Here is a 12719-nt window from a genome sequence, read left to right as displayed (position 1 = left end):
TCTTAGGGTAACAGTCAAACCTCCTGAAAACAGGGGCTAAAGTTGGCAAAATAAAAAAATGACTGTTGAATTTTATTCATAAGGCCAAACATTAATGGCACGAGACTGGAGGGTCAAATGCTATTTAGTTATGAAACCCAGTGTAACGGATTTATCCCGATAACTTTCAATTTAGTGTTAACCATTTTGCGTCGGCTTGGGTATAATGCTCGGCTTACCTTCTAATACATTCAATTTTGGAGAAAATGGGTTTGAGTGGTATAAGCCGACAGAATCAGCGCGTTTTATCAGGAATGCGACCATCTGGCAGACTTCATCTGGGGCATTATCATGGCGTATTAAAAAACTGGGCAAAATTGCAGCACGAACATGAGTGCTTTTTTTGCGTGGTTGACTGGCATGTTTTAACAACGCACTACGAAAATCCAGAGATCATCGAGCAATCGGTGTGGGATATGGTGATTGATTGGTTGGCGGCAGGGATTAATCCCGGTTCAGCAACCTTATTTATTCAATCAAAGGTGCCCGAACATGCCGAATTGCATTTGCTGCTGTCTATGTTAACACCACTGAGCTGGTTGGAGCGGGTTCCCACTTATAAAGAGCAGCAGGATAAGCTGAAAGATCGCGATCTCAGTACTTATGGCTTTTTAGGTTATCCGTTGCTTCAAGCTGCGGATATTCTAGTCTACAAGGCTGGAGCTGTACCTGTTGGCGCAGATCAAGTGCCTCATGTTGAGATGTCTCGAGAAATTGCACGTCGCTTTAATCATACTTATGGGAAAGAACCTGGGTTTGAGGAAAAAGCTGAAGCAGCAATCAAAAAACTGGGTAAAAAGAACGCCAAATTATATAACCAACTGCGTCGTGATTATGTGCAGGAAGGTAATGAAGAATCATTGGCAAAAGCTCAGGCGCTGGTTGAAGGCAATGCATCAATTTCTATTGGTGATAAAGAGCGATTAATTGGCTACATTGAAGGGGGGGGGAAAATAATACTACCCGAACCACAGGCATTATTGACACCTGTTTCCAAAATGCCCGGTTTAGATGGGAATAAAATGTCTAAATCTTATAATAACACCATTGAAATGCGTGAAGCACCCGATTCGGTTGAGAGTAAAATCAAGCGAATGCAAACCGATCCGGCGCGGGTCAGGCTAAGTGATCCCGGAAACCCCGATAATTGTCCCGTATGGCAACTACATGAAGTTTACTCACCTGACGATGTTAAGCAGTGGGTCAGAAAAGGTTGTACTACCGCTGGCATTGGTTGTTTGGAATGTAAACAGCCATTGGTCGATTGTGTTGTGAAAGAAACTGGTGAGTTCAGAGAAAAAGCGCGCGAATTTGAAGAAAACCCCGAAATGGTTAGAGCAATTGTTGCAGAAGGTTCGGAAAAAGCCCGTGATGTAGCAAAAGAGACAATGGATGATGTCAGACAAGTGATGGGGTTAGCGTATCGCTAGTTTATCGATTAAACTGGTGAGTATCGCTAAGATTAGAGTGTATTAAAATATTAATGAGTGAATCTGACGTAACAACACAGGTATCTGAAGCGCAACCGCAAACTGAGCCACTATCACCAGCAGGTGGAGAGCAAAAATCTTTGCTCTCTACTGAAATTCAACAACAGGAAGAAATGCATTTTGCTGTAGTCGGCGGTGTACCTGTTGTTGATGTTCCTAAAGATCTTTATATCCCGCCTGATGCGTTAGAAGTCTTTTTAGAGGCATTTGAAGGACCTTTAGATTTACTGTTATATCTGATTAAGCGCCAAAATGTTGATATTCTCAATATTCCTATTGCACATATCACTGAGCAATATATGGAATATGTCGAAATTATGAAATCTGTTAATTTGGAGCTGGCAGCAGAATATCTGGTAATGGCTGCCATGCTGGCAGAAATTAAGAGCCGTGTACTACTGCCGCGCCCAAAAGTAGAAGAAGAAGAAGATGACCCTCGTGCTGATTTGATTCGCCGACTGCAAGAATATGAACGCTTTAAAAAAGCTGCAATGGATATTGATGAATTACCGCGTATTGAGCGAGATATTCACCAAATTAGTATTGAACCGCCCGAATTGCATATCGACCGACCACTTCCGACCGTAAGCATGCAGGACTTAATGATGGCATTAAAAGATGTTTTTGTGCGTGCAGAAATGTTTACTCACCACCATATTCAAAAAGAAACATTATCGATACGTGAGAAAATGGGTAATGTTTTAGCAATATTGTCAGCCGAAAACTTTACTGATTTTGCTTCATTGTTTAATTATGAAGAAGGTCGAATGGGGATTGTCGTTACGTTTTTAGCCGTAATGGAATTAACTAAGGAAGCGATGATTGAATTGGTACAAAGTGAACCTTTTTCGCCAATTCACGTGCGTGCCAAAATACACTAAGTAAATACAATAGCTAACACAATAACGAATACTATAATTCGTGCTGAATTGAATAAAATAGACAGAATAAAATGTATTGAATAGATTCAATCTAAACTTAACAGAACTAGTTAAAATATTAAATGTAAAAAATAAAGTATCTGATCGATGAGTATTGCTGACGACAAATTAAAAAATATAATTGAAGCTGCTTTAATGGCGGTTGGTAAACCTATGTCAATTGAGCAGTTGACTAAATTATTTGAAGATGAAGAAATGCCAGCGGCAGCTCGAATTAAAGATGCACTGACAAAATTACAGCAAGAATGTGAAGGACGTGGTGTAGAGCTAAAAGAAATTGCATCGGGCTATCGTTATCAGGCTCGACAAGACTATGCCGAATGGCTAGGCCGCCTGTGGGAAGAAAAACCAGCGAAATACTCGAGAGCTTATTTAGAAACCTTGGCTTTGATTGCCTATCGACAACCTGTGACGCGTGCAGAAATAGAAGAGGTACGCGGGGTGAGTGTCAGTTCTACGATTATTAAAACCATGTTGGAGCGTGAATGGATTCGAATTGTTGGGCATCGAGATGTGCCTGGAAGACCATCACTTTATGCAACAACAAAACAGTTTCTCGATTATTTCAATATGAAGAGTCTGGAAGATTTGCCATCTTTGGCTGAAATTCGTGATTTAGAGGATTTAAGTCCTGAATTAGATTTATCTGAACCTGGCAGCGAAAATACTCAACCGTCTGCCGATTCGATAAATAAACAAGATGAAGACGCTGATAAATTATCTGATGTCGAGAATTCGACAACTGATTTGTCAAAAGGTGAAAGTCACTCTAATGATGTTAGTGAGGTGCTGGATAATCAGCCAGACAACCAGGAGTTGGGCGAGCAATCTGAAATAAGCGCACAGCAAATTAGCGAAGACAATGAAGCGCAAGTGCAGGAGAATGAAGCGCAAGAGGAAACTAGTTTTCTTGATGAAATTGATAATGATCTCGCTGAAATAAAGCCAGTTAATCCTGATTTTTTACGAGATGATTTTGGCAAGCCTGGCTCTTCAGAAAAAGCTGAAAATAGCGAAGAGTCTCAAGCAGCAAGCATTGATAATGCTGGCAACCACTCATCGGAAGAGACTAAAGAAACAGACTCTGAAACAGAGCAAGCTGTTTTGGTAACTGAAGCGGATACAGACAATCAAAGTGAAGTTGCAGATCCTGCTAAACAATAGATTGATTAGATACATAAGAAAAATCAATATCAATGATATTTTTAGCCCAAAAGATGGTGTAAATATTTAGCAGCCACATGAGCATATTTGCAGCAAGATGATTGAGGCAACAAGATAATCATGGTGTTAAAATATGAGTCAAAAAGGCCGAATAACTTTAAAGCTGTAACAAGGGTAAATAATGGTCGATGAAAAGTTACAAAAAATAATCGCTCACCTGGGCTTAGCTTCTCGCCGTGAAGCTGAGCGCTGGATTGCTGATGGTCGGGTGAGTGTTAATGGTTCTATTGCTGAATTAGGTGATAGAGCCAATGAAAAAGATAAAATTCGGATCGACGGAAAATTAATTCAGGTTACCGCAAAAAGTGACTTTCAAAGGCAAATGCTTGCGTATCATAAGCCAGAAGGTGAAATTTGCTCACGCAAGGACCCAGAAGGACGACCTTCGGTATTTGATACTTTGCCAACTATTCGTAATGGTCGATGGTTAAATGTGGGGCGATTGGATATTAATACGAGCGGCTTATTATTTTTTACTAATGATGGTGAATTAGCTAACCGATTAATGCATCCTTCCCATCAGGTTTTAAGAAAGTATGCGGCGAGAGTAAGAGGTGAAGTGACTGAGGCAATTTTGCGACAGTTGACACAGGGCGTTGAGCTTGAAGATGGTCCGGCGCACTTTGAAAGCATAGAAGATGCTGGTGGTGAAGGGTCTAATCATTGGTATAATGTTACATTACGCGAAGGAAAAAATCGCGAAGTAAGACGTTTGTGGGAAGCTTTTGATATTCAGGTGTCGCGATTACATCGAATTCAATATGGGCCGTTTTTATTACCAAGAACCTTACGCAAAGGACGATGGCAGGCATTACCACCAGAAGAATTAAAACTATTTGAAGATTTAGTCGGGTTAAAGCCAACGGTTCAGCCTAAAAAGCCGATTGTAACAAATCGAAAAAAATTAAAAAATAAAGTGTTGAAAGCAAGAAAAATTCATAAAAAATGAAAAAAATATTATTAGCAATTAGTTTGCTGTTGTTAACTTCGTGTGGGGATTTTCCTGATTACAGTTATGATCGTTCTGAGAATTACTGTGTGCTGACATTTCCATTTGCCGGCGGTTTTATCGGTCGAAAATATGTTGGCTATTTTTATATCACCTCTACTTTGCAATATCTTGATGCCGATCCAGAAGTAGAAATTTTTATTGGAGAGCCTTCGCATATTGAGTTGGAAGAGGGTAGTGTTTTTAAAATCGAATTAAATGGCAAAGAATTTTTGCCCGAATTTAAACGGCGCCTGGCACATGGTGAATTGCAATACTGGGGACCAGCATTTTTATTCGATCGTCAACAGTCAACAGAAATATTGCAACTACTCAGACAAGGCCATAACCCAATAATTTATGGTCGGCTAAAAGTAGGGCATCAATATGAAACTGAAATTTACAACTTCTTTTTCGACGATAAAGAAGTGCAATTCAAAAGTTGTGTCAATCGATTGCTAAATGAAGACGATTTAGAAGAATTAAGTAACCGTGAGGTTAATTCAAAACCACAATAGCGCCTTTATCAACTCCTTCATATGCTTTGACTTTAACTTTTGCATTTGGGTTTTTTTGCTTAATATGTTGCGCTAAAAAATCTGCAATTAACTCTACCGTTGTATCTGTTTCTAATAAATAACATTTATTTTGCGGAATGGTTAGTTGAAACATGCCTTGATTAGCATGGTATTGGAAAATGTAATAATCTGCGCCATTGATTATTTTACTGGTTAATATATCTTCTTTGGTGGCAAGATAAATATCACTCCACATCTGTGCAATATATTTTGAATAATCCGCTGAAAAATTATTATCGATAAACACTTCAATCCTCGAGCGGTGACCATGAGCAATTCGTTGGCAGTCGCCAAAATGTTTTTTTAGGCCATGACTGTAATGATAATAGTCTTGTTCAATTTTTTCGGGTGATAATCTTAAATTAATTTGTGTGACATTATCAGGCAGAATTTTCAATATTTCAGGCTGAATGCTTTGAATAATGGCTTCTGGAGTGACTTCGGTACTATCCAATAAATAAACGGCTTGCTGAGGGCTAATATGCTCAATATAGTCGCCATTAGTAGTAGTCAATTCTAAAACCAATTGTTCAGGCGATGGTGTTACTTTAATGTTTGCAGCACCAGTTGCGACCAAAAATTTGTGGTCTACCAGGTTATCAACACAGGATTTAATACGCTTTTTAACAAATGAAAAGTCAAATAACATCCCTTCATCGTTTAGTTCGCCGTGTAATTCGACATCGAGAATCAGGCTTTCGCCGACAATACCACGTTGTGGGTGAAAATATGCGAAATCAATCACACTCAGTTGGTCGACAAATAAAGCCTGCATTTAATCAATAATCGTAATATTCAAAACGTTGATTGCAATTTTACCATATTAATCTGTTAAAATGCGCCAACTTTACCCGTTCTCTCTTTGATAAGGGAATAATTTTCTCGCGATAGGTAACTAAACCCAATATAAAGGTAACAGGAATGAACAAACAGTATCAGGTTTACGGCATCGGCAATGCGCTGGTTGACTTTGAAATTGAGACAACCCCAGATGAATTGGCAGCATTAAATGTGGAAAAAGGCGTGATGACGCTGATTGACGGTGAAAGACAACAGGCATTATTAAATGCATTTCATGGTAAGCACCACTCCAGGGCATGCGGTGGTTCGGCAGCAAATACAATTATTGGGGCACAATCTTTAGGCGCAAAGTGTTTTTATTCATGTAAAGTCGCAAATGATGAAACTGGACATTTTTATCGCGATGATTTACTACGCCACGGAGTAGAAACTAATCTGGCCGATGAAGCCCTGGAAGAGGGCGAAACGGGTAAGTGTCTGGTGTTAATTACCGATGATGCTGACCGCACCATGAATACTTTTCTAGGTATAACGGGAGAAATTAACTCTCGGCAAGTTAATCAAAGTGCGTTGGCTGCATCTGAATACTTGTATATTGAAGGCTATCTATCGAGTTCGCCAACTGCGTTGCAAGCTGCTGTAGAAGCGATGGCTTTTGCGCGTAAAAATCAGGTTAAAACCGCTTTCTCGCTTTCTGATCCCAATATGGTTAAATTTTGTCGTGAAGGATTGATTGCAATCATTGGTGAAGGTGTCGATTTACTATTTTGTAACTATGATGAAGCAACGTTATATTCAGAGTCAGATAATCTTGAAGATGCTGCTCGAAAGCTATCTAAATTGGCAAAAGTTGTGGTTATTACACTGGGGGCAGATGGGGCGTTAATTGTTTATGGTGATGAGCAAATCAAAGTTGCAGGACACCCAGTTAAAGCCCTTGATACCAATGGGGCTGGAGACTTGTTTGCAGGGAGTTTTTTATATGCAATTAGCCAAGGGCATGATTTATCCAAAGCCGGTCAACTGGCGAGTTTTGCATCTGCACAATTAGTGACGCAATTTGGACCCCGACTGACTGATGATAAATTACAGCAGGTTCGAGAGTTTGCAAAACAGTTATAAGCAAACTGACTGATTATTGAATTGGCTGATCAGCAAATAAAGTACTCACTTATTTTAACTAAAGGGGTGAACACCATGTTAAAAACGCTGTGGATAATGCGTCATGGTCTGGCGGTAAACGAATTTCAGACAGATTTTTCCAGAGCGTTATCCGAAACCGGAAAACAACAAGCACAGAGTGTCGCTCGGCAAATGTTAGCCCAAGAGACTATCTTGCCTTCTCATATGCTGGTCAGTCCTTTCCGCCGTACACAACAAACGGCGGAAATTGTCCATTCTCTATTAAATTTGGCTAAGCCTTTTGCAACGGAAGAATTGCTGGTGCATTACGCTGATTCCCAACTACTCGGAGAATTTTTACTGGAAAGTCCTACCAGTGAGTTAATTATCGTAAGTCATATGCCAATTGTTGCAAGATTGTGTCAATATCTGTCCCCTGGTTGCCAGATTTTTGGTTTTGAAACTGCACAAATTGTTAAATTAACCATTCAGCACCCAAGGAATGCAATGGTTGAAAAAGTATATCTTCCAGAATAATCATTAGTCTTTGTGGTTAAAGTTTTAGTTGTTAAGGTTTTATATGAGTGGTCAAAAAGCGAGTAGACTAAAGTTTTTGTGGATTGCTACACAAACGGGGTTGATAACTTTTTATTACTGTTGTCGTATTATTTTTGGTTCGAAATTTGTACGAGAGTTAAGACCTTTTGTCGATCGGATGATGCGCCTTTGGGCTGAAAAACTGCTCAAATTGATCGCGGTAAAAATTAATGTCACAGGTCAGAGCAATTTTCCTAATGATACGAGCCGTCCTGTTATCGTAATGTGTAATCACAGTAGTTTATACGATATACCAACGAGTATCGTCGCACTTAATACCAGCTTGCGCATGCTGGCGAAAAAAGAGTTATTTAAAATTCCAGTATTTTCTGCGGCTTTGCGCCGTGGCGAGTTTTTGTCAATTGACCGACATAATCGTGAGCAATCCTTAAAAGACTTGGAAGTAGCCAAAGCAAAAATGCTCAGTGGAATTATTTTATGGGTTGCGCCTGAAGGTACTCGCTCAAAAGATGGTAAATTAGCTGAATTTAAAAAAGGTGGTTTTCATATTGCGCTTGATACCAAAGCTTTAGTGATACCTCTGGTGATAAAAAATATCCATAAAGTACAAGCAGGCAGTGATCTACAGTTGTTTTTAAACCAACAGATTGATGTTGAGATATGTCAACCGATCGATGCTGCAGAGTTTAATGTTGAAACCAGACGAGAATTTGTCGCATTGGTTCGTGAGCGAATGTTAACTGCTTTGCAGCAAAATTGCGCAAACTAGATGCGAATGTTTTAAAATGAAGCTAACGATATCTGTTAACAGGCATATCCGTTAACAGTCAAAAAATTTTGGTTATTCTATCCATTAAAAATAACCTATTTAAATGCAGGAATATTATGTCTTACCAAATCAGCTCATCAATTTTGGAGCAAGCATTAAAAGAGTTAGTAACGATTCAAGATTTTGTTCGTTGGACTTACAGCCGATTTGAAGAAGCTGAACTTTTTTATGGGCATGGAACTGATAATGCATGGGATGAAGCGGTTGCTCTGGTTTTGCAGTCCTTAAATTTACCATTTGATGTGCCTGATAATTTACTGACAAGCAAAATTACCAGCAATGAAAAGCAAATAATCATCGAGCGAATCTCGCGCCGAATTAATGAAAGAACACCATTACCTTATTTGACTCATAAAGCTTATTTTTGTGGTAGTGAATATTATGTCGATGAACGGGTATTAGTTCCCCGTTCACCTATTGGTGAGCTCATAGAAAATAATTTTCAGCCTTGGGTTGCGCCTGAGCAGGTGACACAAATTCTTGATTTATGTACCGGAAGCGGCTGTATTGCGATTGCATGTGGACAATATTTTCCTGATGCTTTAGTCGATGCTGGCGATATTTCAGCAGACTGTATTGCTGTTGCCGAAATTAATCGCTTACGGTTACAACAAGACAATGTTGCGTTTTACCTTGCTGATTTGTTTGAGGGAATTCCCGATAAAAAATACGATATCATTGTTTCTAATCCGCCTTATGTTGATGAAGAAGATTTTGCAGAAATACCCGCGGAGTTTTTAGCTGAACCAGAGTTGGGTTTAGTCTCGGGGGATGATGGATTGGATTTAACTCGAAAGTTGCTTGCTCAGGCTGCAGACTATTTATCCGATCAAGGTGTGTTAATTGTTGAAGTAGGTAATAGTGCTGCCGCACTGGAAGAGAGTTTTCCTGATATCCCATTTACCTGGTTAGAATTTTCTCGTGGTGGACATGGTGTGTTTTTATTAACGAAAGAACAGTTAAAGCTAATACAACCTTAAAAAATTGATAAAAAATTACAAGAATAAAAATTGGAAAAACCAATGGCCACCAATCGCTCAATACAAAAAGAACGAACCAGGCGCAAAATTATTGAAGCAGCGTTAAATCAATTAAGTGCAGATAAAAGTTTTGCCAGTTTAAGTTTGCGAGAAGTTGCCAGAGAAGCAGATATTGCCCCCACATCTTTTTATCGTCACTTTAAAGATATGGAAGAGTTAGGGTTAACTTTGGTAGATGAGTCCGGGTTAACTCTGCGGCAGTTAATGCGTAAAGGGCGCAAGCGTTTTGAAGAGGGCGGTAGTGTAATAGTGACATCGGTAAAAACATTTATGGAATTTATTGAGCAAAATCCAAATGTTTTTCGGTTATTGTTTCATGAACGCTCAGGAACAACTCCCGCGCTGCGCAAAGGGGTTGCAATGGAAATTCAGCATTTTATTGTTGAGTTATCAGATTTTATGATGAATAAAGGATTTGATAAAGATGCTGCTTATGCCCAAGCTGAGGCTATGGTCGCCGTAGTTTTTAATGCCGGTGCCGAATCATTAGATGCAAAGCCTGCGCAACGAACTCAAATTGCCGAGAGAGCCGTTAAGCAATTGCGTTATATTGCAACTGGTGCAAAAGCACATGATTTTAAGCCCGTTGAATAAAGTATAATGACTTATCGACTAATGTAAAAATAGCCGATTAATTTTATCTTTATAGCAGACTCAGTGAGAACAGACTATTTGAAGTAGCCAAAAATTATTGGTTAAATCGTTGTCTTAAATGTTTAAATTGCGGACTATACGAAATTGCCTTTAAAAGCGGGATTAATCGATTGGGAGCTGGTTTAAAAGTAGGTATATGATACCAGTGACGCCCGTGTCCTTTATAAACTTTTACTTTAGGACATTTTGGTTGCCAAAACAGATATTTATTTGGCATATGTCTGAGCGTAATTAAGATACAGTTTTGGTCTCTTGGATCGGTTTCAACTTTTAAAATCTGTTCACTCATCGGATTAAACTGTTCGTGTAATGACCTGTTTGGGTTAAGCTAGTTTGATTGACCTGCTTTTTGACAATGTTTAAAGCCATGTTGGCTTATGCCTATATTTTCGTTAAGACGACTGAAATTTTGATGAAAAAATGGACCAAAACAAGCATTTTAACGTAAACAAGATTAAATTTGTCTTATCAGGTATTAATTATAGTGAATCATTGATGATTCAACATTAAAATTAATGATGTTTAATGAGTTAGGCATCTACATGGAATAAATGCCTTATCTGTTAGTGTATCTATGTTATCCGAAAAAGAAAAGCTGAAAAAGTTGGTGTTGGTTTTTAATGAACTATTTAGTGAAAGCGAAAATACTGAGTTAGTTATCGGCGCCAAAGAACCCTTTTATCAGGCAGCCAGAAATAATCAAAAAGCGATGATTTTTTCGCGAGAAGATTATTTTTCAAGCGCGCTTCACGAAATTGCACACTGGTGTATTGCCGGTAAAAAACGGCGAGAGCTAGATGATTTTGGATATTGGTATGAACCTGAAGGAAGAACCTTAACGCAACAACAAGTGTTTGAGCAAGTTGAAGTCAAACCTCAAGCATTAGAGTGGTTATTTTCAATTGCCTGTGGTCATCAGTTTTACTTTTCAGCTGATAACTTAAGTCAATCGATAGATGCTTCACAATCTTTTAAAAATGCCGTAACACAGCAGTTAAATCACTATTTAAGCGAAAAGTCATTGCCAGCAAGAGCCAGATTACTGGCGAATAGTCTGGCGCAGGCTTTTAACCAACAACTTTTTAATTAATAACTTTTGGAAAATCTTCATGTTTAAACTCGGTTTAATTATCAATCCATTTGCTGGCATTGGCGGCAGAGTCGGCCTGAAGGGTAGCGATGGTGATACAATTCGTCAGCAAGCATTAAGTATGGGAGCACTTAAGTTGGCAGAGCAAAAAACACGAATTGCGCTGTCTCAATTAGTTGATGTTAAAGACAAGTTGATTATTTATACGGTCGCGGGAGAAATGGGGGAGAATTTAGCCAAGTCACTACAACTTGATTATCGGGTGATTTGTCAGGCTGAAAATCCCTCAACTGAACAGGACACAATTAATGCTGTAAAACTGTTGCAACAGCAAGGAGTTGATTTAATCTTATTTGCTGGTGGTGATGGAACCGCTCGTAACGTTTTTGAAACCTGTAATGAAGAGCAAATGGTTTTAGGCGTTCCGGCTGGGGTTAAAATTCATTCAGGTGTTTATGCTGTTTCGGCTGAAGCTGCCGGACTATTAGTGAAAGATTTGGTTGAAGGCAAATTAATGAGTCTGTTATCTGCTGATGTGATGGATATCGATGAAGGAGCATTTCGAGAAGGTATAGTGAAAGCAAAAAAATATGGATACCTTAATGTACCAGGGGCACTTCAATATGTGCAGGCCGTTAAAAGTGGTGGTCACGAAGTTGAAGCATTGGTTTTGGAAGATATTGCTGCGGAAATTATCGAAACAATGGAAGATGATATTTATTATGTTATTGGCTCTGGGAGTACCTGTGCAGCGATTATGGAACAGTTAGGGCTAGAAAATACCCTATTAGGTTCCGATATTGTTTATCAGCAACAGCTCTTTACCTCTGATGCGATAGAGTCTGACTTTTTGACGTTACTATCTGAGGGTAAAAAACTACGATTTATTATCACAATTATTGGTGGACAAGGACACATTTTAGGGCGAGGTAATCATCAGCTCAGCCCCGAAGTGATTCGTCAAGCTGGCTGGAACAACTTTGACGTTATTGCGACTAAAGGCAAACTACAAGAGCTTGATGGCCGACCAATGCTGACTGATACCGGAGACAGCGACTTAGATAAGGCCTTAAAGGGTAGTAAACGAGTTATAACTGGATACCGAGACTATGTCATTTATCCAGTGGGTTATGTGAATTAATAGTTAAATACCTGATTATTTTAGGGTTTTTGCTTGAATTAGGAATATAAAATAGGTTTGTAGGATATTGTTCATTAATTTTGTAAGAAATATCTCACAAGCTTGTGAGATATCACCTAAAAATCAATAAGACTATCCCTACTATTTTGCTAAGGTATTTTGTAGAGAGTTGAAAATTAAAGAAATTATATACAAATTGGATTTTAATTCCATAAAAAAAATGA

General features: G+C 38.9%; 13 protein-coding genes. 12 read left to right on the top strand and 1 reads right to left on the bottom strand.

Going from position 1 to position 12719, the window contains the following annotated elements; genetic code table 11:
* Positions 1-293 precede the first annotated feature (293 nt).
* From ABVT42_RS14940 to ABVT42_RS14920, 5 genes are all read left to right on the top strand, one after another.
* Entirely contained in the window at positions 294-1469 is a 1176-nt protein-coding gene (locus tag ABVT42_RS14940; protein WP_417281486.1) for a tryptophan--tRNA ligase, read from the top strand.
* A gap of 53 nt (positions 1470-1522) precedes the next feature.
* Positions 1523-2410, top strand: coding sequence for a segregation and condensation protein A (locus ABVT42_RS14935; RefSeq protein ID WP_417281485.1), 888 nt, complete (start codon positions 1523-1525; stop codon positions 2408-2410).
* A gap of 147 nt (positions 2411-2557) precedes the next feature.
* Positions 2558-3634 carry an SMC-Scp complex subunit ScpB gene (gene scpB, locus ABVT42_RS14930; protein WP_353896643.1) on the top strand — a complete coding sequence of 359 codons (1077 nt, stop codon included), beginning with the start codon at positions 2558-2560 and terminating at the stop codon, positions 3632-3634.
* 181 nt (positions 3635-3815) lie between these two features.
* A complete protein-coding gene (gene rluB, locus ABVT42_RS14925) occupies positions 3816-4643 on the top strand; it encodes a 23S rRNA pseudouridine(2605) synthase RluB (protein WP_353896644.1) in 828 nt (275 codons plus the stop codon).
* Entirely contained in the window at positions 4640-5200 is a 561-nt protein-coding gene (locus ABVT42_RS14920) for a hypothetical protein (RefSeq protein WP_353896645.1), read from the top strand. The genes rluB and ABVT42_RS14920 overlap by 4 nt, the downstream gene beginning before the upstream one ends.
* On the opposite strand, the gene ABVT42_RS14915 is transcribed toward ABVT42_RS14920, so the two are convergent.
* On the bottom strand, positions 5181-6035 hold the full coding sequence (locus tag ABVT42_RS14915; RefSeq protein ID WP_353896646.1) for a 6-carboxytetrahydropterin synthase: 855 nt from the start codon (positions 6033-6035) through the stop codon (positions 5181-5183). The genes ABVT42_RS14920 and ABVT42_RS14915 overlap by 20 nt on opposite strands.
* A gap of 146 nt (positions 6036-6181) precedes the next feature.
* Here ABVT42_RS14915 and ABVT42_RS14910 point away from each other — a divergent pair, with 146 nt between their 5' ends.
* The 7 genes from ABVT42_RS14910 to ABVT42_RS14880 all read left to right on the top strand — a co-directional run bounded on the left by ABVT42_RS14910 (position 6182) and on the right by ABVT42_RS14880 (position 12495).
* Positions 6182-7183 (top strand): adenosine kinase, encoded by a 1002-nt coding sequence (locus ABVT42_RS14910; protein ID WP_353896647.1) that lies wholly within the window; start codon positions 6182-6184, stop codon positions 7181-7183.
* 75 nt (positions 7184-7258) lie between these two features.
* Entirely contained in the window at positions 7259-7720 is a 462-nt protein-coding gene (sixA, locus tag ABVT42_RS14905; RefSeq protein ID WP_353896648.1) for a phosphohistidine phosphatase SixA, read from the top strand.
* Positions 7721-7763: 43 nt separating this feature from the next.
* Positions 7764-8510 (top strand): lysophospholipid acyltransferase family protein, encoded by a 747-nt coding sequence (locus tag ABVT42_RS14900; protein WP_353896649.1) that lies wholly within the window; start codon positions 7764-7766, stop codon positions 8508-8510.
* 116 nt (positions 8511-8626) lie between these two features.
* Positions 8627-9550, top strand: coding sequence for a 50S ribosomal protein L3 N(5)-glutamine methyltransferase (gene prmB, locus ABVT42_RS14895; protein ID WP_353896650.1), 924 nt, complete (start codon positions 8627-8629; stop codon positions 9548-9550).
* Between the two features lie 42 nt (positions 9551-9592).
* Entirely contained in the window at positions 9593-10204 is a 612-nt protein-coding gene (gene fabR, locus ABVT42_RS14890; protein WP_353896651.1) for an HTH-type transcriptional repressor FabR, read from the top strand.
* A 634-nt stretch (positions 10205-10838) separates the two neighbouring features.
* Positions 10839-11354, top strand: a complete 516-nt coding sequence (locus tag ABVT42_RS14885) for an elongation factor P hydroxylase (protein ID WP_353896652.1) — start codon at positions 10839-10841, stop codon at positions 11352-11354.
* Positions 11355-11373: 19 nt separating this feature from the next.
* On the top strand, positions 11374-12495 hold the full coding sequence (locus ABVT42_RS14880; protein ID WP_353896653.1) for an ATP-NAD kinase family protein: 1122 nt from the start codon (positions 11374-11376) through the stop codon (positions 12493-12495).
* Positions 12496-12719: the final 224 nt, after the last annotated feature.

The sequence above is a fragment of the Aliikangiella maris genome, assembly GCF_040719265.1.
GTDB lineage: Bacteria > Pseudomonadota > Gammaproteobacteria > Enterobacterales > Kangiellaceae > Aliikangiella > Aliikangiella maris.
Note: the sequence above shows the minus strand (reverse complement) of the source record. Positions and strands in the feature narration are given on the sequence as shown.